Source organism: Roseibium sp. HPY-6 (assembly GCF_040530035.1).
Taxonomy (GTDB): domain Bacteria; phylum Pseudomonadota; class Alphaproteobacteria; order Rhizobiales; family Stappiaceae; genus Roseibium.
Genome location: NZ_JBEWCD010000002.1, coordinates 1,059,265 through 1,080,224, shown reverse-complemented (window position 1 = coordinate 1,080,224; position 20,960 = coordinate 1,059,265). Strand labels below are relative to the sequence as shown.

Annotated in this window: 18 protein-coding genes; 8 read left to right on the top strand and 10 right to left on the bottom strand. The window is 56.3% G+C overall.

The window, feature by feature from the left end:
• Positions 1-395: 395 nt before the first annotated feature.
• Positions 396-1,997: an ABC transporter permease gene (locus ABVF61_RS16365; RefSeq protein WP_353994601.1), complete on the top strand. Its 1,602-nt coding sequence runs from the start codon at positions 396-398 to the stop codon at positions 1,995-1,997.
• Between the two features lie 192 nt (positions 1,998-2,189).
• Here the strand turns inward: ABVF61_RS16365 and ABVF61_RS16360 are convergent, their stop codons facing one another.
• Complete coding sequence (locus ABVF61_RS16360; protein WP_353994600.1) at positions 2,190-3,221, bottom strand: Fe(3+) ABC transporter substrate-binding protein; 1,032 nt, start codon at positions 3,219-3,221, stop codon at positions 2,190-2,192.
• Between the two features lie 453 nt (positions 3,222-3,674).
• Between ABVF61_RS16360 and ftsH the strand changes: the two genes are divergently transcribed.
• Positions 3,675-5,501, top strand: a complete 1,827-nt coding sequence (gene ftsH, locus ABVF61_RS16355) for an ATP-dependent zinc metalloprotease FtsH (RefSeq protein WP_353994599.1) — start codon at positions 3,675-3,677, stop codon at positions 5,499-5,501.
• Between the two features lie 135 nt (positions 5,502-5,636).
• On the opposite strand, the gene ABVF61_RS16350 is transcribed toward ftsH, so the two are convergent.
• The 3 genes from ABVF61_RS16350 to ABVF61_RS16340 form a co-directional block, all read right to left on the bottom strand.
• A complete protein-coding gene (locus ABVF61_RS16350; RefSeq protein WP_353994598.1) occupies positions 5,637-6,263 on the bottom strand; it encodes a CoA transferase subunit B in 627 nt (208 codons plus the stop codon).
• A 12-nt stretch (positions 6,264-6,275) separates the two neighbouring features.
• The gene (locus tag ABVF61_RS16345) at positions 6,276-6,971 is read right to left on the bottom strand and encodes a CoA transferase subunit A (RefSeq protein ID WP_353994597.1); all 696 of its coding nucleotides are present in this window, start codon (positions 6,969-6,971) and stop codon (positions 6,276-6,278) included.
• A 230-nt stretch (positions 6,972-7,201) separates the two neighbouring features.
• On the bottom strand, positions 7,202-7,909 hold the full coding sequence (locus ABVF61_RS16340; protein ID WP_353994596.1) for a hypothetical protein: 708 nt from the start codon (positions 7,907-7,909) through the stop codon (positions 7,202-7,204).
• Between the two features lie 734 nt (positions 7,910-8,643).
• On the opposite strand from ABVF61_RS16340, the gene ABVF61_RS16335 reads away from it, so the two are divergent.
• The gene (locus tag ABVF61_RS16335; protein ID WP_353994595.1) at positions 8,644-8,889 is read left to right on the top strand and encodes a DUF6460 domain-containing protein; all 246 of its coding nucleotides are present in this window, start codon (positions 8,644-8,646) and stop codon (positions 8,887-8,889) included.
• A gap of 9 nt (positions 8,890-8,898) precedes the next feature.
• On the opposite strand, the gene ABVF61_RS16330 is transcribed toward ABVF61_RS16335, so the two are convergent.
• The 5 genes from ABVF61_RS16330 to ABVF61_RS16310 form a co-directional block, all read right to left on the bottom strand.
• Positions 8,899-9,723, bottom strand: a complete 825-nt coding sequence (locus tag ABVF61_RS16330; RefSeq protein ID WP_353994594.1) for an ABC transporter permease — start codon at positions 9,721-9,723, stop codon at positions 8,899-8,901.
• On the bottom strand, positions 9,720-10,649 hold the full coding sequence (locus ABVF61_RS16325) for an ABC transporter permease subunit (RefSeq protein WP_353994593.1): 930 nt from the start codon (positions 10,647-10,649) through the stop codon (positions 9,720-9,722). Before ABVF61_RS16325 ends, ABVF61_RS16330 begins: the two co-directional genes overlap by 4 nt.
• Positions 10,650-10,658: 9 nt before the next feature.
• A complete protein-coding gene (locus ABVF61_RS16320) occupies positions 10,659-11,816 on the bottom strand; it encodes an ABC transporter ATP-binding protein (protein WP_353994592.1) in 1,158 nt (385 codons plus the stop codon).
• A gap of 79 nt (positions 11,817-11,895) precedes the next feature.
• Positions 11,896-12,990, bottom strand: a complete 1,095-nt coding sequence (locus ABVF61_RS16315) for a polyamine ABC transporter substrate-binding protein (RefSeq protein WP_353994591.1) — start codon at positions 12,988-12,990, stop codon at positions 11,896-11,898.
• A gap of 150 nt (positions 12,991-13,140) precedes the next feature.
• On the bottom strand, positions 13,141-14,529 hold the full coding sequence (locus tag ABVF61_RS16310; protein ID WP_353994590.1) for a glutamine synthetase family protein: 1,389 nt from the start codon (positions 14,527-14,529) through the stop codon (positions 13,141-13,143).
• Positions 14,530-14,694: 165 nt separating this feature from the next.
• On the opposite strand from ABVF61_RS16310, the gene ABVF61_RS16305 reads away from it, so the two are divergent.
• The 5 genes from ABVF61_RS16305 to ABVF61_RS16285 all read left to right on the top strand — a co-directional run bounded on the left by ABVF61_RS16305 (position 14,695) and on the right by ABVF61_RS16285 (position 20,238).
• Positions 14,695-15,411: a GntR family transcriptional regulator gene (locus ABVF61_RS16305; RefSeq protein WP_353994589.1), complete on the top strand. Its 717-nt coding sequence runs from the start codon at positions 14,695-14,697 to the stop codon at positions 15,409-15,411.
• Positions 15,412-15,554: 143 nt separating this feature from the next.
• On the top strand, positions 15,555-16,961 hold the full coding sequence (locus ABVF61_RS16300) for a glutamine synthetase family protein (RefSeq protein ID WP_502949973.1): 1,407 nt from the start codon (positions 15,555-15,557) through the stop codon (positions 16,959-16,961).
• Between the two features lie 32 nt (positions 16,962-16,993).
• A complete protein-coding gene (locus tag ABVF61_RS16295; protein WP_353994588.1) occupies positions 16,994-18,388 on the top strand; it encodes an aspartate aminotransferase family protein in 1,395 nt (464 codons plus the stop codon).
• Between the two features lie 247 nt (positions 18,389-18,635).
• A complete protein-coding gene (locus ABVF61_RS16290; protein ID WP_353994587.1) occupies positions 18,636-19,028 on the top strand; it encodes a YciI family protein in 393 nt (130 codons plus the stop codon).
• Positions 18,997-20,238 carry an RNA polymerase sigma factor gene (locus ABVF61_RS16285; RefSeq protein WP_353994586.1) on the top strand — a complete coding sequence of 414 codons (1,242 nt, stop codon included), beginning with the start codon at positions 18,997-18,999 and terminating at the stop codon, positions 20,236-20,238. Before ABVF61_RS16290 ends, ABVF61_RS16285 begins: the two co-directional genes overlap by 32 nt.
• Before the next feature lie 10 nt (positions 20,239-20,248).
• Here ABVF61_RS16285 and ABVF61_RS16280 read toward each other — a convergent pair whose 3' ends face one another.
• On the bottom strand, positions 20,249-20,956 hold the full coding sequence (locus ABVF61_RS16280; protein ID WP_353994585.1) for an SDR family oxidoreductase: 708 nt from the start codon (positions 20,954-20,956) through the stop codon (positions 20,249-20,251).
• Positions 20,957-20,960: the final 4 nt, after the last annotated feature.

The following is a 20,960-nucleotide window of genomic DNA, read 5'->3' as shown; positions in this document are numbered from 1 at the left end:
GCAGCGGAAAACCCCGACACAAAACAGGAATGGCGGTTGATCCAGAAAGCGGATCGGCGCTTTTAGTGAGCTGTCTTTGCTGTCCACGATTGCACGCTAATGGTCTTCTACATGCTCACGGGTTTTGCGGAAGGCAGGTGCCTTGATCAGCGCTTTTCATTAAGAATACTTGAGACTTTCACGCAAGTTTTGTAATGCAAGTGCGCAGACCGCATTTGCGAAACCTGTTTACCCGATGCAGCACACGCATTCAGCCACTAAGGAGACGACACCTGACCGACCTCTCTGTAAATAAGAGGAGAATTGCGGAGACGACAGGTCGCAGAAGGGCTAAGCCTGTCAGCAAGACGCTGACTTTCAGCGCTATGCTGCTTGCAGGTATGTGCTTGTTACCCATGGTAGCGGTCGCACTGGCAGCGGCCACAGGTTCATTGGAGACAATACAGCACCTCGCTGAAACCGTTCTGTTTCGCTACACGATGACGACGCTTGCGCTCATGCTGCTCGTCGCTGTGTTTACGGCGATCATTGGCACGGGAACCGCTTGGCTCGTGACGATGACAAAGTTCCCGGGCGTTCGATTTTTTGAAGTCGCCTTGGCATTGCCGTTCGCTTTTCCAGCCTACGTGATGGGCTATGCGTATACCGACTTCCTGGATCATCCAGGCGCAGTCCAAACAACTTTGAGGTCGCTTACGGGCTGGGGACCACGTGACTACTGGTTTCCCGAAATACGCAGCGTCGAAGGCGCAGCGATCATGCTTACGCTGGTTCTCTATCCCTATGTTTATCTTCTCGCTCGCGCCGCTTTTTTGCAGGAATCGGCAACAGCAAATATCGCGGCCCGGTCCATGGGCCGGAACGCATGGAGCGCTTTTTTCGCAGTGTCTCTGCCGATGGCGAGACCCGCGATCGCGGGTGGTGTCCTGCTTGCGGTCATGGAAACCATCGCCGATTTCGGGACGGTGAGCTATTTCGGAATTCAGACATTTGCAACGGGGATTTACACAAGCTGGTTCTCCCTTGCCGATCGCGCAGGTGCTGCACAACTGGCGCTGTGCCTCCTTTCTTTTGCGCTCTTCCTGGCAATTCTCGAACGGACGCAACGCGGTGCTGCAAGAAACTATCACGCCGGAAAGAGGTTCGAACGCGTCCCTCCGGTTGCGCTTTTCGGATGGCATCGCATTGGTGCGATTGTTGCCTGCGCAGCGCCTGTTTTCTTTGGCTTTGTCCTGCCACTGGTCTTGTTGTTCGAAATGGGCCTGGGGTCCGAACAGGATCTCTTTTCTGATCGCTACCTGGGTTTCATCCAGAACTCGATCATTCTTGCGAGCGTCGCGTCAATTGTGACAGTGGGCTCGGCATTTCTGCTCTCGTTCAACGTACGGCTAAATCCATCAAAGACCTCGATGTTTGCCGCACATGTAAGCCGAATTGGATATGCCGTGCCAGGCGGCGTCATCGCTGTTGGACTGCTAGTTCCCTTTGCTCTCCTGGACAACACCATTGACGCTTACATGCGATCCACATTCGGCATCCGAACCGGTCTGTTGTTCACCGGCACAATCGCTGTTTTGATCATGGCTTATGCTGTCCGCTTCATGGCCGCCGCCCTCAACACGGTGGATGCGGGGATGACAACAATAAACCCCTCCACCGACGCAGTAGCGCGCACGTTGGGACGCTCGCCTTTACAGATGCTGTGGAGCGTTCACATACCCATCCTGCGCCCCACTGTCCTAACCGCTCTTCTCGTGGTCTTCGTGGATGTCATGAAAGAACTGCCGGCGACGCTGATCATGCGACCGTTCAATTTCGACACGCTTGCCGTACAGGCCTACAGACTTGCGTCGGACGAAAGGCTGGAGGGAGCGGCGGTGCCGTCTCTGGTCATAGTGATGGTCGGACTGTTACCAGTGATCATCGTTTGCAAGACGCTCGCAAGGAAGAATACGTCTTCGCGAAGCGCACAGGCAGATACGTCACACCTCGCTTAGCGTCGCCACACATTGGGTGCGCTTGAGCAAAAGAGCCCTCCGACCGATCCATTGCTGTCCACGTCTCTTCTTAATGATCCACATCCCAAAGAAGACTGAAATGCGAACCTAAACTCAGAGCCGCGCGCACAAAAAACTCCCCTGCGCCAAGAGCGCAAGGGAGCAAAATGCAAGAAGCTGTGCCTTGCGGCGTTACTTCCAACCAGCTTCGTTAAGTACTTTCTGCGCAGCCGGGACGTTTGCTGCAATCGCGGATGCGTCAACATCATCCGGTTTGAAGAAGCCGAGCTGTGCAACAGATGGGCTAAGACCAACACCTGGGACTGCCGGGTATTCATCGTTGCCCGCTGAGAAATACTGCTGTGCTGAATCCGATGCCAGATACTCAAGGAACTTGATCGCGTTTTCCTTGTTCGGCGCATTCTTGGCAACGCCGCCACCTGACAGGTTCATGTGAGCGCCAATGCTCTCTTGGTTCGGGAATACCCAACCAACCTTGTCGACGCTGTCAGAAAGACCATCGACCGACTTACGGATAGCGCGGCCGAAATAGTAAGTGTTCGACATAGCAATCGCGCACTCGCCGGATACGATGCCACGCAGCTGGTCCGTATCACCGCCTTGCGGGTCGCGAGCAAAATTGCCGACCACCGCTGTTGCCCAGTCTTTCACCGCATCTTCACCAAGGTGCTCGATCAACGCAGCCGTGATTGTTTGTGTGTAGACGTTCGAAGACGAACGGATACAAATCATGCCTTTGTATTTCGGATCGGCGAGCTCCTGGTAAGTCAGCGGCGGCTCGGAGACTTTTTCTTTGTCGTAGAAGAGAATACGGGCACGCTGAGAAAAACCGTACCACTGGTTGTCATCATCTTGCAGATAACTTGGAATGCGCGCTTCAAGAAGCGGCGACTCTACAGACTGAAGCACACCTGCTTGCTTTGCGCGCTCAAGGCGAGACGTGTCGACGGTCAGTAGAATGTCAGCAGGGCTGTTTTCACCTTCTGCTTCCATCCGGGTAATCAATTCGTCTGCTTTGCCTTCAATACGATTGATCTTGATTCCGGTAAGTTCTTCAAAGTCGGAATAAAGACGTTCGTCTGTATCGTAATGGCGGGATGAGTACAGGTTTAGTTCGCCATCTGCGAGAGCAAGCGGTGAAGCTGCAAGCAACAAGGCTGCTGCAAGACCTGAGCTGGTCAGGGCTGAACGTAACGAAGGCATTTTAGACTCCCCTTATAAAGAACACGGGACTTAAATATGATCCCTGCACTCAGGTATCGCATTCAGCAGCGTGGTCAAGCAAAATCGGAACAAAAGACTCCAGTTTTCTGATTTTCTCACTCTTGGCGCTCAATTGAGACGCTTAAATTCAGGCAAATCTCGAATTGAGGGTCGTTGCGAACAAAAGTCCCGGTGTTCTATATGTGCGCCGCCAAGGCTCGAAAACATTCCAAAACCGGTTTCCAGAACCACTTTTGGTTAAACGGCCATGATTGATTGAGCCGCTCGTTAACTTGCAGATGCTTCATTGCCAGGACTTCGCAACAAACTGCGAGTTACAGAGGCGGGTTGCCGGAAACAATACAGAAACTCACTTACCCCATCCCTTGACAGGGTGTGCCCAAGCCGTCCCAATGGCGGCACTGCTAAGACCACAGTCAGGACGTGTTTTCCATGGACAAAAAACATCAGATCAATCTCTGGTATGCCTTCATCGCCATGATGCTGGTGCTGATGTTCCAGAGCTGGTGGACCACTTACAAGACTGTGGAGCCGATCCCCTACAGCCAGTTTGAACAGTACCTCAAGGACAAGAAGATCGAGGAAATCTCGATCAAGGAAAACACCATCGAGGGCAAGTTCAAGGAACCCTTGAAGGACGGCAAACAGTATTTTGTCACGACACGTGTCGACATTCCGCTTGCCGAAGAGCTTACCAAATACGACGTCAAATTCACCGGTATCGTTCAGAGCACTTTTGTCCGGGACATCATGTCCTGGGTGCTCCCGGTGCTGCTGTTCTTCGGATTGTGGATGTTCTTCATCCGCCGGATTGCGGAAAAACAGGGCATTGGCGGCATGATGACGGTCGGAAAGTCCAAGGCCAAGGTCTATGTCGAGACCGACGTCGATGTCCGCTTCGACAATGTCGCGGGGGTCGACGAAGCCAAGAGGGAGCTGAAGGAAGTCGTTGACTTTCTTAAAGATCCCTCGTCCTACGGCCGCCTCGGCGCACATGTTCCCAAAGGCATTCTTCTTGTGGGTCCCCCCGGAACGGGAAAAACGCTTCTGGCCCGCGCCGTGGCCGGCGAAGCGGCGGTGCCGTTCTTTTCCATCTCAGGATCCGAGTTCGTGGAAATGTTCGTCGGTGTCGGCGCGGCCCGTGTCCGCGACCTTTTCGAACAGGCGCGCAAGGCGGCCCCCGCGATCATCTTCATCGACGAACTCGATGCACTCGGGCGGGCGCGTTCCAGCGGCGCAATGGGCTCGAACGACGAGAAGGAACAGACGCTCAATCAGCTCTTGACCGAACTTGACGGGTTCGATCCGTCAAGCGGCATAATCTTGCTTGCAGCAACAAACCGGCCCGAGATTCTCGACCCTGCCCTGCTGCGCGCCGGACGCTTTGACCGGCAGGTGCTTGTCGACCGGCCAGACAAGTCCGGACGCAGGGCAATCCTGGACGTTCACATCAAGAAGATCGTTCTGGACCCCAACACAGATCTTGACCAGATCGCACAGCTCACGGCCGGGTTTTCAGGCGCTGATCTCGCGACCCTTGTGAACGAAGCTGCTCTTCTTGCAACGCGGCGCAAGGCTGAAGCTGTCACCCTGCAGGACTTCAACGAAGCCGTGGAGCGCGTGGTTGCCGGACTGGAAAAACGCAGCCGCATCCTGTCTGAAAAGGAGCGCAACACCGTGGCGTTTCACGAAATGGGCCACGCGCTCGTTGCAGCAAACCTTGAAGGCTGCGATCCGGTTCACAAGATCTCCATCATCCCGCGCGGCATCGGTGCTCTCGGCTACACGATGCAGCGGCCGACAGAGGACCGTTTTCTCTTGTCCACCCAGGACCTGGAAAACCGCATGGCAGTTTTGATGGGTGGCCGGGCTGCAGAAGAGATTGTCTTCGGCGAGATATCGACCGGTGCATCGGACGATCTCCAGAAGGTGACGGAGGTCGCCCGAGACATGGTCATGCGCTACGGGATGGAGAACGCTCTTGGAAATCGCGCCTATGCAACGCAGCGCCAGAACTTCCTGGGCCAGCCCGCCGGCGATGTCGCCGAAGTCTCTCCCGACACGCAGAGGGAAATCGATATCGCGATCAAAACGCGTGTCGAGGCGGCTTTCATGCGTGCCAAGGAGCTTTTGAACGAACACCGCTCCGAACTTGACGAGGGTGCGGGCCTACTGCTCTCGAAAGAAACGCTCACCGATACCGACTTCCCGGCAATCCGTCCGATTGCAGAACGGCGCGAAAGCGAGGCTGCCGAATAGTCTCTAAGAGATACACCGCACTTCTCTGGCGTGCGTTGGCATCTTTCGCCGCCATTCTGAATGAGAAAAGGCGCCGTCACTCATGTGAAGGCGCCTTTTTCGGATCTTTCGGGTCGGTTTACCGAACGTCTTTGCTCAGACGATGGTTGCCTGTGTCTTTTCCTTGACTTCGTCGAGCGTCACGTCCGGTGCCAGTTCAACGACCTTGAGGCCGCCTTCTGCAACATCAAAAACGCCAAAGTTTGTAATGATGCGATCGACGCATTTGACGCCGGTAAGCGGCAGCGTGCACTCCTTCAGGAGCTTCGGATCACCGGCTTTCGACGTGTGGTCCATGATCACGACGACGCGCTTTACGCCCGCCACCAGATCCATGGCACCGCCCATGCCCTTGACCATCTTTCCCGGGATCATCCAGTTGGCCAGATCGCCGGTTTCCGCCACTTCCATTGCGCCCAGGATCGACAGGTCGATGTGACCGCCGCGGATCATGCCGAAACTGTCGGCAGAGGAGAAATAGCTCGTCTGCGGCAATTCGGTGATGGTTTGCTTGCCGGCATTGATCAGGTCCGCATCGACTTCATCATCGGTCGGGAACGGTCCCATGCCGAGCATGCCGTTTTCCGACTGGAGCGTCACGTGAACGCCCTCCGGAATGTAGTTGGAAACGAGGGTCGGGATACCGATCCCCAGGTTGACGTAGAAACCGTCTTCCAGTTCCTGTGCGGCGCGCTTCGCCATGTCATCACGAGTCCAGGCCATGATGTATCCTCCTCAGGCTGCGCGCGTCGTGCGCTTTTCGATGCGTTTTTCGTGATCACCGAGAATGATGCGATCAACGAAGATCCCAGCGGTGTGGATGTTGTCCGCATCCAGTTCACCTATCTCGACAATTTCTTCAACTTCGACAACACAAACCTTGCCGGCCGTCGCCATCATCGGATTGAAGTTGCGCGCGGTTTTCCGGTAGATCAGGTTGCCTTCCTTGTCGGCCTTCCAGGCCTTCACCAGCGACACGTCGGCCACAAGACCGGTTTCCATGATGTAGGTTTCGCCGTCGAAATCCTTGTGTTCCTTGCCCTCGGCGATCAACGTCCCAACGCCTGTTTTGGTATAGAAACCCGGGATCCCGGCACCACCTGCGCGGATGCGCTCGGCCAGTGTTCCCTGCGGATTGAATTCAAGCTCCAGTTCGCCGTTCAGATACTGCTTTTCGAAAGTCGCGTTCTCGCCGACATAGGATGAGACCATTTTCTTGATCTGCCGCGTCTGCAGAAGAAGCCCAAGACCGAAGTCATCGACGCCAGCATTGTTGGAGATTGCGGTTATATCATTTGCTCCGGAGTCCCGGAGCGCAACAATCAGATTTTCCGGAATGCCGCACAGGCCGAACCCGCCAGCCATCACCTTCATGCCGTCAAAGGTCAGCCCGTCCAGGGCGGCCTTTGCGTCCGGATAAATTTTGTTCATGTTTCACTCCCAGTTTTGACCGCAAGGTGCGTGACGCGCACATTCGCTGCTCGGTTCACCCCGGTCAAGAGATCTTTGCCGCATTGCAGCGAAAATCAGAGCGATCCCGCGGGGAGATGGCGGGACGTCGGCGTTTGAAGCACGCAAGCGTGCACAAAAGCTCGATGAAAACAGATGGCCGGCAACCAATGCCAGCCACTCTATCTTGTGTTCGCGTCTTATCCAGTGGGTCAGATATTCAGCCCGTTGCCCCTCAGCAAATCTTTTCGCGACGCAACAGTCGGGATAGTCACAGCGTCCTCCGGAAAACGCAGCGCCAGCTCGTCATCGAAAAGAAAGGCCGACAAGAACTTCATGACATCTGCACGTGCTTTGTTGCCTTTATGCATACCCAGTTTGTTGAGTTCTTTGACGTATCTTTCAAAAGACGGTTGAGGACGTCCTTTGGGTCTTGAGAAACCCAGTTTCATGTAATTCATCTCAGGGGCATAATCGAACAATTGCAAACCGATCAATTCACGGGCAAGAACTCTCGGCACGCCGTTTTTGTTGTCCCAAAGCATGTCGAGATTTTCATACAGAAACTGTTGCCAAACCTTTTTGTAGTGGGCGGGACCGGTCGTGTGGAAGAAGATTGTCGATTGACGCGCGTAGTCTTTTTTCAGTTTTTCGTGTGCTCTTTTCGTTCCCGGGCTCTGGGTGAATCCGGGATTCTGACGAATGCGCCGATCCATTATGTCCAGCGTATTATTCATACGTTGCAGTTGTTCCAGTTTTTCGCGAATTTCAGGATCTGCCTTCCATTGGATGAACTGTTCGCAGTCTCTCCAGGAGTGGTGATAGCCGTTTTCAAGCGCCAGGTGGAATTCCTGTCCAGCAGATGCAGATCCAATGATCAGCGCGTCATTCAATAGCGGCGTCCAGTGTTTCTCGCTCAAGATACTTCCAACGCCGACAACCGGAACCGATGGCACCGGTCTTGTTGTCGAATTTGGACCTCGCTCGCCTTGTTCCGCGTTGACGTGTTGTTCCGTTTCCCTGTCCTGGATGCCATTTGCGCCGGTGACCCCGAAATTGACAATAAGGTCTTTGTTCTTTCGAATGCCTGTGCCTCCGAGCAGGACCAGTTTCAGTGCGTTGTTCGAAGTGGCCCGGTACAGGCGAAATGCGGCGTCGATGTATTTCTCCATTTCGTGGTAGTAATTCCAGGAATGGGTCCATTTGCCGACCCAGGCGTTGTCTCTGCGATAGATGGCTGTGAGAGGCGTAACTCTCTGCTTGAATGTCTCGAAGTTCATCTGGGGTCTTCCTCTGGATAGTGATCAGTCTCGACCGCGAGGCATCTTTTCGTGCCTTCTTCTGCGGCGGCTGTGCTCCATTTCGGAAGAAAGACCCAAGCTTCGAAGTGCCGGGCGTCACACGGCAGTACCGATCGGTATTTTTTGGAAGGTATCGGGCGAATCTCAGGCTGTGCGGCGGACCAGATCATGCATTCACCGACAGGTGTGCGATTGATCCGGAAAAGCAGACGTGATCCGTGTTTTCGTGCGTTTTTGGAAGATGTTTATGGTTTGTAAAGTCTTAAAGCGAAGAATTGAGGCGCGTCAGCCAAGGGATCAAAGCAAATCCAATCGGCTGAGTTCAGACATTTGCTTGAGAGAAACCGCGCGCCGTGTACCCGTTCTGGTCAACAGTTTTCAGGATTGCAGCCTTTTCCCTGCTGGTCGGCGCGGGCCTTTCGTTCGTCAACATTACGGCCGAGGACATTCTCGGGTCAGTCGGCCTCAGCCCACTGGAGCTCTGGATCTACCTGATCGAGTTCCGCGACTGGGCGATCCCCAACATGATCCTTGGCGCATTCATTGTCGTGCCGATCTGGCTGCTGTTTTTCCTGATCCGTCCGCCCAGGGCCGGCTAGGCCTCAACATCAGCCATCAGCTCCGAAAGCCGCACGCTCGTCACGTTCACGCTGCACCTGCTGTCGCTTGCTTACGAGCGAGGCCGCGATAACGCCGATCGTCACCAGACCAACCAGGATCGTGCAGACCGCGTTGATCTCCGGCGTGACGCCCAGGCGCACCTGGGAGTAGATCTTCATCGGCAAGGTCGTCGCACCAGGCCCCGTGGTAAAGCTCGCAATTACCAGATCATCAAGGGACAGGGTGAACGCAAGCATCCAACCGGCAATGACGCCAGGCAAAATGATCGGCAGCGTGATCAGAAAGAATGTTTTGACCGGCGGGCACCCGAGATCTTCGGCCGCTTCTTCGACGGACTTGTCGAACCCGACCAGCCGGGACTGGACCACAACAGCGACATAGCACATGGCAAAGGTCGTATGCGCCAGCATCACCGTCCAGAACCCGCGCGCGGTATCCATTGCCACGAAGAGCAACAGAAGCGACAGGCCGAGAATAACCTCGGGCATCACCAATGGCGCAAAGATCATTCCGGAGAACAGAGACCGTCCGATGAAGCGACCCGAGCGCACCAGCACCAGCGCCGCTAAAGTTCCAAGCACGGTTGCAATGGTCGCGGATGTGAACGCCACGCGCAACGTCACCCAGGCGGCATCGAGCAACTGATCGTTCTGGAGAAGAGACGCATACCACTTGGTCGAAAAACCACCCCAAACGGTCACCAGCCGGCTTTCGTTGAAGGAATAGATCACCAGGAGGACGATCGGCAGGTAAAGAAAGGAAAAGCCGAATACCAGTGACGTAATGTTGAACCAGGTCGGACCGCGCGTCATCCTTCTTTCTCCGACATTTTCTGCTGCTGGTTCTGGAAGAGCACGATCGGAATGACCAGGATCAGCAGCAGGATCACCGCGACGGCGGAAGAGACCGGCCAGTCCCTGTTGTTGAAAAACTCGACCCAAAGGGTCTTACCGATCATCAGGGTGTTGGACCCGCCCAGAAGATCCGGAATAACGAACTCGCCGACCGCCGGAATGAACACGAGGAAACACCCGGCAATAATGCCGGGCAACGACAACGGAACTGTTATCTTCCAGAAAGCTTTCCAGGGAGGACAGCCGAGATCTTCGGCGGCTTCCAGCAAGGTGCCGTCCAGCCGTTCCAGGCTTGCATAGAGCGGCAGCACCAGGAAGGGCAGATATGAATAGACGATACCGATATAGACGGCGATGTTGGTGTTCAGGATGACCAGCGGCTCATTGATCAAGCCAAACGTCAGCAACAGCTGATTGAGCAGTCCCTCGTTTTTCAAGATCCCGATCCAGGCGTAGACCCGGATCAGAAAGCTCGTCCAGAACGGCAGAATGACAAGCATCAAAAGCGTCGGCCGCCAGGACTGCGGACTGCGGGCCATAGCGTAGGCAATAGGGTAACCGATGATCAGCGTCATCAGCGTGGAGACAGCCGCGATGGAGACGGACGACACATAAGACTTCCAGTAAAGGGCGTCCTCTGTCAGCCAGACGTAATTTTCGAAGGAAAACTCCGACAGGGCCCCCTGAAAGGCCTCCCAACCTTCCGAAAGATCAAAAGTCGGAACATAGGGCGGAATTGCAATCGCGGTCTGTGACAGCGAGATCTTCACAACGATCAGGAAGGGGGCCAGGAAAAAGAGAAACAGCCAGAAATAGGGAACGGCGATCAGAAGCCAGCCTCCGAGGCTTCGCTTGGCCGGAGCGGCAACTTGTTCTGCGTCCATTTTGCCCTCCTATCGCGTCAGAATGACACCGGCGTCCCGGTCGAATGTGAGCACGACATTGTCGTCCCATTTGATCGGATTTTCGACCATGCGGGAGATGTTGGCGAAGGTTGCCCGTATTGTGTCGTGATCGTCTTCCCCGACCTTGGAGTGGATGATCGACACGTCTCCTAGATAGGCTATGTCCCAGACGATACCGCCGATCTCATTGACCTTGCCCTGTTCGGCCTCCCCTTGTGCGATACGCACCTTTTCCGGACGAATGGCATACCAGACCGTTTCGCCGACAGCGGCATCCGTTACCTGATCGCATTCGATGGCAAATCCGTCGGCGAGGGAAACCATCCTGGTACCCGCATCGTTTTTCTCGGCAACCCTGGCCTCAATCAGATTAACGTCGCCAATGAAATCCGCCACGAATTTCGAGTTGGGGGCTTCGTAGATCTCCGAGGGTGTGGCCACCTGCACCAGTTCGCCCTTGTCCATCACGGCGATGCGATCCGCCACGGTCATGGCTTCTTCCTGATCGTGCGTCACGATCAGGAAGGTCATCTTCAGGTCTTCCTGGAGCCCCATCAGCTCGAACTGTGTTTCCTCACGCAGCTTTCTGTCGAGCGCCCCGAGCGGTTCGTCCAACAGCAGTACCTTTGGCCGTTTCGCGAGCGAGCGCGCAAGCGCGACCCGCTGTCGTTGACCGCCGGAAAGCTGATGCGGTTTGCGCTTTGCGAATTGCTCAAGCTTGGTCAGACGGAGCATTTCCTGAACGCGCGCCTCTATCTCGGGTGCCGGCATGTTGTCCTGCTTGAGCCCGAAGGCGATGTTCTTTGCCACGTTCATGTGCGGGAAGAGCGCGTAGGACTGGAACATCATGTTGGACGGCCGCCGGTAGGGGGGTATGCCTGCAAGGTCCTGCCCGTCCAGAAAGATCTGTCCGGATGTGGGCGTTTCAAACCCGGCCAGCATGCGCATCAGGGTTGTCTTGCCACAGCCTGACCCGCCGAGAAGCGCGAAAAACTCTTTCTCATAAATCTTTAAGGACAGGTTCTTCACCGCGGTGAAGTCGCCGAATTTCTTGGTGACGTTTCGAAACTCGATAAAGGGCGGGTGCTCCGGATCTTCCCAGGGGCTGAACTCCCGACGGACCGGTCCTATCGATTTCTTTGCCACAACAGTTCCCCACCCCTAGAGAGATACCTACAAATCAAAAAGCCAGGCCCTGGTGCCGGGCCTGGCTTTTGCGTCTTCCTTACTGACCGCTCTTCACCGCGGTCCAGGTCCGGGTCACGATCCTTTGGACCTTTGGTGGATAGGGCGTGGTGGTGAAGAGGTTGCCGACCGTTGCCTCGTCCGGATAGATCGCCTTGTCGCCAATCACATCCTCGTTGAGAAGCTCTTTCGACGCCTCGTTGCCGTTGGCGTAGTAGACATAGTTGGAGGCCTTCGCCATGACGTCCGGCCGCATGATGTAGTTCAGGAATTCATGCGCTTCTTCCATGTTCGGCGCATCAGCCGGAATGGCCATCTGGTCGAACCACATCTGCGCGCCTTCTTTCGGGATGACATATTCGACGGTGACGCCGTTGTCGGCTTCCGCAGCACGGTCGCGCGCCTGAAGAACATCGCCGGACCAGCCCACCGCCACACAGATATCGCCATTTGCGAGGGCATTGATGTACTCGGACGAATGATACTTCTGAATGCTTGGGCGGATCGACTTGAGCAGTTCGCCGGCCTGTTCGATTTCGCCCGTGTCCTTGCTGTCCGGATCAAGACCCAGATAGTTGAGGGCGGCAGGGATCATCTCCGCCGGCGCGTCCAGCATGAAGACGCCGCAGTCTTTCAGCTTCTCGATGTTCTCAAGCTTGAAGAGGAGATCCCAGCTGTCGACCGGAGCATCTTCGCCGAGGGCTTCCTTGACCTTGTCGACATTATAGCCGATGCCCGTCGTGCCCCACATGTAGTTGATCGAATAAGCATTGCCCGGGTCGTATTTCTCAACCCGCTCCTCAATGTCCTTCCACATGTTGGAAAGATTTGACAGCTTGGATTTGTCCAGCTCGGTAAAGGCTCCGGCCTGGATCTGCCGCGCGAGGAAGGTGCCTGTCGGGACAACAACATCATAGCCAGTGCCGCCGGCAAGTATTTTGGTTTCAAGAACCTCGTTGCTGTCAAAGACGTCGTAGACGACCTTGATGCCGGTTTCCTTGGTAAAGTCTTCCAGGATGGATTCATCGATATAGTCGGACCAGTTGTAGACATTCACGGTCCGATCCTGAGCGTGTGCGACACTGCCCAGCAAGCTGAGAGCTGCAACCCCGGTCAACAAAGTCTTCACAGTCATTCTGAACTCCCCTTCAGAGGTTTGACGGCGGCCGTTTTCGGCCTTGTTCCTGTTTGTAAACGGATTTTTCCGTTCATCACTTCCCTTGTATTCTGAACATTGGCGAGGCGCTGATTGTTTGTCCAGCGCCGATTTTGGGCAACGTGTGCATCAAAGATAGGTCTGACGCTCAAGTGATGAGATCTCCCGCCCGAATTCGTTCAGTTCCTCCCGTTTTATCTCAGTCAGGACCTTGTGCATTTCCGGTCCCACCGCCTGTTTCATGAGCTTTGAGGCTTCAAAGGCATCAATGGCTTCGTCCATCCAGGGCGTCAGGCGCTTCTTTCGTTTCTCATAGGCATTCCCGGTCACAGGCGCCGGTGGATCCTTTTTCTGAACCAGACCTTCGAGCATTCCGGCAAGAATACCCGTCAGCACCAGATAGGGGTTCGCGTCCGCGCCCGCGATACGATGTTCAACCCTTGCAGCTTCCGGGCTGGAAGCGGGGACACGCAGAGCGACCGAACGGTTGTCGTAGCCCCAGCAGATCGAAGCCGGTGCGTAGGATCCCGGCTGCATGCGGCGGAAGCCGTTGAAGGTTGATATGAACAACAAAAGAGCCTCGGGCATCGTCTTCATCAGTCCGTTGATGGCATGACCAAGACGTTCGGGCCCTTTGTCCGGATCGGCGAAAAGATTGCCGTTTTCATCTTCCATAGACACATGCACATGCATGCCGTTGCCGGGCCATTCCACGAAGGGCTTGGCCATGAAGGATGCTTTCAGTTCATGCTTGCGGGCAACACCGGCCACCAGGCGCTTCAGAAGCACAACATCATCCGCTGCAAGCAGGGGGTTGCGCCGGTGATGAAGGTTCAGCTCAAACTGACCGGGCGCTGCTTCCGAGACAGCTGCATCCGCCGGAATGCCCTGTGCTTCGCACGCTTTGCGCAAGTCATCGACGACGGGCAAAAGCGCTTCCAGATCCGACAGGGCATACATGTTCTGCCGGGCAGGACCAAGATGGGTTGAAAACAAAGGCTTCGGCTGTTCCGTCCAATCCCCGTCGCTTTCTTCGAAGAGGTAGAATTCCAACTCGAAGGCGCACGTCGCGGATACGCCGAATTCGGATTTGAGCCTTTCGACCATGTTCTCCAGAACGTGGCGTGGATCCGCCGGGAAGGGTTGCCCGTCCCGGTCATACATCGACAGAAGAACCTGCGCGGTCTTTCGGTCCGTCCAGGGCACGAGCTTGAGTGATTCCGGGATCGGCCAGCAGACGCCGTCCTTGTCGCCGGTTTCAAGATGCATACCGGTCGCTTCCACTTCCCGGCCCCACACATCGAGACCGAACAGCGAATAAGGAAAGGCGACGCCCTGCTCGAAAACCTTCTTCAGCGCCTTGCCCGGCAGCCATTTGCCCCGAAGCACACCGTTGGTGTCAGGCAAGACCACTTCCAGGGTGTCCAGGTCGGGATGGGCTTCTAGAAAAGCTTCAAAATCCACCTTCCATCCGGGCTCCGCCGGATGTTCCAGTATCTGGTGGGGTAGTTCATTCATATAAAGTTTTTCTCGCCCGTGCTGTTGCACCGAATTGCTCTAATGAACAACAACAACGGTTTGTCAGCTTTCGTTTGCTTCATTTTCAAAAATGTGATCACTTTCGGATAAATCTGTCAAGACAGATCGCATTTATTGAAGATTTGTAATGGTGGGGAGGCCGCTTTGCCTGACCGACAGTCCGGTCTGACAAACGACCCGGCAGGGCATCTTGCCGAGTCCGCTCCAACGTCGCGCGGCGCAACACGCGGCCAGGTCGATGCTGAAATCCGGTCGGGCTTGCTCACGGGCCGTTTTATTCCCGGTAAAGCCGTTACGATCCGGGGCCTTGCCGGCGAACTCGGTGTCAGCCCCATGCCCGTGCGCGAAGTGCTGCAGCGGCTCTCGGCGGAAAACGCGCTTGAGGTCAAAAGCAACGGCCGGGTTCAGGTTCCCGACATGACAAGGGACCGGTTCGAAGAGGTTTTGAAGGCCCGGCTTTTGCTGGAGCCCGAACTGGCAGAGCGCGCGTTACCAAACTTGACCCTTCGCGATGTGAAGACCCTGACGAGGCTCGACGACGATATTGACCAGCGCATCGTCAGCGGGGATGCTGAAGCCTACATGCGGCTCAATCATGCTTTTCATTTTCATATCTACCGGGCCTCTGCATCAAAAGTCCTGCTGCCGCTGATCGACAGCCTTTGGCTGCAGTTTGCACCCTTCATGCGCACGGTTTACGGGCGCGTGGGCACAGCCAGCCTTGTCGATCAGCACAAGGAGGCCATCCGCGCGATCGAACTTAAGGACAGCACCGCGTTGCGCGCGGCGATCTCAGGAGACATTGCCGATGGAATGGGGCTCTTGGGCAACGAAATCCTTGAGAGTGCAACAGCCGGTTGATCCGGACCAAAGTCCGTGTCATTTTGTGATCACAAAATTCGAACTTACCCGTCTGCCGCTCCCACGGCGCTAGCGGGTAGGCGGTGCACAGATCCTGACTGAGGTGTGTGCATCGTAACCCTGCCGAACCGTTGGAGCCCGTTGTGAGTGATGAAACGCCAGCCATCGACCGTCTGAAACACGCGGACAGTTTGCGCGGCGTGCCCGACGGTGATGCCGCCCGCGACTGGCTTCATGCGCGCAACATTGAAGACATCGAGTGCATCGTTCCCGATCTTGCCGGCGTCGCCCGAGGCAAGATGATGCCGGTCGAGAAGTTTTTCTCCGGACCGGTCATGACCATGCCCGCTTCGATTTTCGCGCAAACCATTTCCGGCGATTATCCGGATGACGATGAGCGTTTTCAGCACAATCCGACCGATGGCGATCTTTATTTCCGCGCTGACTACAGCACCCTTACCTCGGTTCCCTGGGAGAGTGACCCGACTGCGCAGCTCATTCACGATGCCTACACCCGCCAGGGCGCCCCGGTGGAGACCGCACCGCGCAATGTCCTGAAGCGTGTTTTGAAGCTTTATGAGGACAAGGGCTGGCAACCGGTCATCGCGCCTGAAATCGAATTTTATCTGGTCCGGCCCAACACCGATCCCGACTATCCGCTGGAACCACCCACTGGCCGCTCCGGGCGCCCTGAAGTCGGGCGCCAGTCCTACTCGATTTCAGCGCTCAACGAATTCGACGACCTCATCGACGACATCTATGATCTCTCCGAAAAGCAAGGGCTTGAGATCGATACACTGATCCATGAAGAAGGCGCGGCGCAGATGGAAATCAATCTGCGCCACGGCAATCCGCTTGCGCTTGCAGACCAGGTGTTCCTGTTCAAACGCACCATTCGCGAAGCGGCGCTGCGGCACGAGATGTATGCGACCTTCATGTCAAAGCCGATGTCGCATCAGCCCGGTTCCGCCATGCATATCCACCAGTCTGTGATCGACAAGGAGACTGGAAATAATATCTTCTCGGGCGAGAACGGAGAGGAGACGTCGGCATTTCTCTCCTTTATCGCCGGCCACCAGACCTTTCTGCCCACCGTCACCTGCATCATGGCGCCTTTCGTGAACTCCTACCGGCGTTTTTCGAAGACATCGACGTCGCCGGTGAATGTCTATTGGGGCTACGACAACAGGACGGTCGGGTTGCGTGTCCCTTATTCCAGTCCCGAGGCACGCCGGCTTGAAAACCGCATACCCGGGTCCGATGCCAATCCGTATCTTTCGATCGCGGCGAGTCTTGCCTGCGGCTATCTCGGCATCGAGAAGGAACTGAAACCCGACGCACCCAAGAGTGACGACTGCACAGAACTTGCCAAGTCCCTGCCGCGCGGACTTCCGGAGGCAGTCGCCAAGTTCGAGAATTCCGAGGAAATGATCGAGGTTTTCGGCGAAAAATTCGTCGCGACCTATCGCGCGATCAAATACGAGGAATTTGAAACTTTCATGTCCGTGATCAGCGCCTGGGAGCGGGAATACCTCCTGCTCAACGTTTGAGTAACGCCCCTTTCCTTTCCGGAGTTCCCGCCATGACGGCCCATTCCAATATCTATCCGACAAAGGCGCTTCAGGAGATCGATGCGGCGCATCACTGGCATCCCTTTTCGGACATGAAATCGCTGAATGCGGAAGGCAGCCGCATCATCACCAGGGCGGACGGCGTCTGGTTGACGGATTCCGAAGGCCGCAGGATCCTCGACGGAATGGCCGGGCTCTGGTGCGTTCAGGTCGGTCACGGACGCACAGAAATCACCGAAGCTGTTCAGCGGCAGATGAACGAGCTCGCTTATTACAACACCTTCTTCAAGACGACCCACCCGCCCGCGATCGCGCTTTCCGAAAAGTTGGCCAAGCTGGCCCCGGATCACATCAACACGGTCTTCTACTGTTCTTCCGGATCGGAGGCCAATGACACGGTGTTCCGCATGGTACGGACCTACTGGGACAAGATGGGCAAACCGGACAAGAAAGTGATCATCGGCCGCTGGAACGGCTATCACGGTTCAACACTTGCCGGGACAAGCCTTGGCGGCATGAAAGCCATGCATGCGCAAGGCGATCTTCCGGTCGAGGGCGTCCACCATATCGATCAGCCATACTGGTTCGGCGAAGGTCAGGATATGAGCCGTGATGACTTCGGTGTTCATGCCGCGCGCAAGCTTGAAAGGGCTATTGACCAACTCGGCGAGGACAAGGTCGCTGCCTTTATCGCCGAACCGATCCAGGGTGCGGGCGGCGTCATCATTCCGCCCGAGAGCTACTGGCCCGAAGTCCGCCGTATCCTGCGCGAACGCGATATACTTCTCGTCGCCGACGAAGTCATTTGCGGGTTTGGCCGCCTCGGCGAGTGGTTCGGCTCGACCCATTTCGAAATCGAGCCCGATCTGATGCCCATCGCCAAGGGACTGACGTCCGGCTATCTGCCCATGGGCGGCGTTCTGGTGTCAGATCGTGTGGCCGAGGGCCTGATGAATGCTGGTGACGACTTCAATCATGGCTACACCTATTCCGGCCACCCTGTCTGTGCCGCCGCCGCGCTTGCAAATCTCGACATCATCGAGCGCGAAGGGCTTGTCGGGCGGGTCAAAACCGACATCGGTCCTTATCTGCAGGAGCGCTGGAGGCGGCTTGAGGAGCATCCGCTCGTCGGCGAAGCACGCATGACGGGCCTGATGGGGGCTCTTGAGCTCGTGCCGGACAAGAAGGATCTGAAAAAGGCCTTCCCGGATGTTGGCACGGTCGGCACCATCTGCCGCGACATCTCCTTCCAGAACGGCATGGTGATGCGCGCCGTGCGCGACAGCATGATCATTTCGCCGCCGCTTGTTCTCACGCACGAGGAAGCGGACTTCCTGGTTGAAACGGCAGAAAAAACGCTTGATGACACCTACCAGCGCCTGAAAAAGGACGGCTGGCTGGGCTGAGGCTTCCGCCCGTCGAGAGTTCTTTCCTGAGAACGCAGTACACCGTCCCGGGCTCGCGTAAGCCCGTCCGATCGACGGTCCCTTTGTGTGCCTGTTCTGTCGCGGCCTCTGCCGGGAGAGGAACACGGCATGTGCACGCTATTCCGCCATGCAGAAGGATTTCGTGTTTTTGTCGCATCCGTTTGTCGGATAAGCTTGTCGTTGCACGTTCCTAGGTGACACCGCTTTGAAACCGGAGGAAAAGACGATGCTGTTTTCGGTCCTGATCTATGCCAACGAAGACTTCATGGATGCCATCACACCAGAGGAACATGCGGAAATCATGCGACACCACCGCGCGTTCCACGAACATACCAAGGGCGCCAAGACCTTCGCCGCTGCGACCAAACTGATGTCGACGGGAACAGCGGTGACAATCAACAAGGAGAGCGACGACTATCTCGTCACCGACGGCCCTTTCGCGGAAACCAAGGAACAGTTCATGGGATTTTACATGATCGACTGTCCGTCGCTGGAGGAGGCCATCGACACGGTGAAACTGCTTCCGCTGGAGCATGGCCGCGTCGAAATCCGTCCGGTGGCATATTTTGAAGGAGCTGATTTCAAAAATGCCGAGCGCCTGGTTATCGACGCATCTTAGAGCCGCCCGCCCGCGCGTGCTGGCAGCATTGAACCGAGCGTTCGCCGATCTGGACCTTGCCGAAGACGCGTTTCAGGAGGCCTCGCTCAAGGCACTGAAAAACTGGAGCCCGGAGGATCTGCCCCGAGATCCCGCTGCCTGGCTGGTTGTCGCCGGGCGCAATGCAGGCATCGATATTGTCCGGAAGAAGAAGCGGGAAACGCTGTCAGCACCGGAAGACCTCGATCCGATCATCGATCTGAGCGATACGGAGGAGGCGTTGACGGACCAACTCGACAGGTCCGTCTACCGAGACGATATCCTGCGGTTGCTCTTTACCTGCTGTCACCCGGTGCTGCGCCGCGACCAGCAGATCGCGCTTTCACTCAAGATCGTCGCCGGCCTCTCCGTGGATGAAATCGCACGTGCGTTTCTGGTGCAGCCGAAAACCATGGAGCAACGGATCACCCGTGCCAAGAAGCGCCTCGGCGCGGCCAAGCTTCGCTACGAGGAACCGGATGCCAAGGCGCGTGCAGAGCGGTTTTCCGCTGTTGCCAATGCCATCTATCTTGTTTTCAACGAAGGCTATTCGGCCTCGCACGGTTCCCAGCTCATCCGCACGCCGCTGTGCCTGGAGGCCATCCGCCTTGCGCGGCTCATGGTCCGGCTGTTCCCCGAGGAGCCCGAGTTACGTGGCCTGCTGGCGCTTTGCCTGATCCAGCATTCGCGGCATAGGGCGAGGGTCAACACCAACGGTGAGGCCGTTACGCTGGAATTTCAGGATCGGTCAAAGTGGGACCGCAGACTGATTTCGGAAGGGAACGTGTTGCTGGAGGCCGCTCTTAGAAGCGCCGCGCCCGGGCCGCTCCAGATCGAGGCGGCCATTGCTGCAACACATACACGCGCTGCCACATATGACGACACAAACTGGACGGAACTGGACCGGCTCTACCGGGCGCTTGAGATCATTCGGCCATCCCCCGTTGTCTTGTTGAACCGGGCGGTTGTCATTGCCAAACTGAAGGGCCCTGAGGAGGCACTTCAGCTGCTGGAGAAACTGTCGGCACCGCTTGAACGCTATGCGAGTTATCATGCGGCGACGGCAGCTCTCCTGACCGACCTGGAACAATATCCGAAAGCGCGAGCGGCCTATAAAGCCGCGATCCGGCACGCCGGAACCGATGTGGAGCGGCAGCACATCCAGTCGAAACTGGATGCGCTTGGCCATTGACGTCCTCGCCTCATACGGATCGCGTGATGCCGCCGTCGACGCGAATGTTCTGGCCGGTGATATAACCCGCTCCTTCCGATGCCAGGAAAGCGACGACCGCGGCAATCTCGTCGTAAGACTTGCCATACCGCTCCATCGGAATGCGTGCGCGGAACTCTTCCTTTTCCGGAAGACTGTCGATGAAGCCGGGCAGAACGTTGTTCATGCGAATGTTCTCAGCCGCATATTTGTCTGAAAAGAGCTTTGTGTAAGCTGCAAGACCTGCGCGAAACACGCCGGAAGTTGGAAAGACAGGGTCCGGCTCGAAAGCGGCGAATGTCGAAATGTTGACGATCGACCCGGATTTTTGCGCCTGCATGATGGGCGTCACAAGCCGCGTCGGTCTGACGACATTCATGAAATAGACATCTAGGCCCTTGTGCCAGTCTTCGTCCGTCAGCTCCAGGATGGGCGCACGCGGACCGTGGCCTGCGCTGTTCACCAGAACATCGATCCTGCCCCACTTTTCCATGGTCAGGTCAACCAGCCGCTTCAGGTCGTCGTTCGACTGATTGGATCCGGAAACGCCCACGCCCCCATACTCCATGGCCAGCGCCTCGCCCTTGCCCGAGGACGAGAGAATTGCGATTTCATGACCGTCCTGCACCAATCTGCGCGCCGCATCTGCGCCCATGCCGCTGCCACCTGCGGTCACGACCGCCACCTTTTTGTCTGCCATCTCG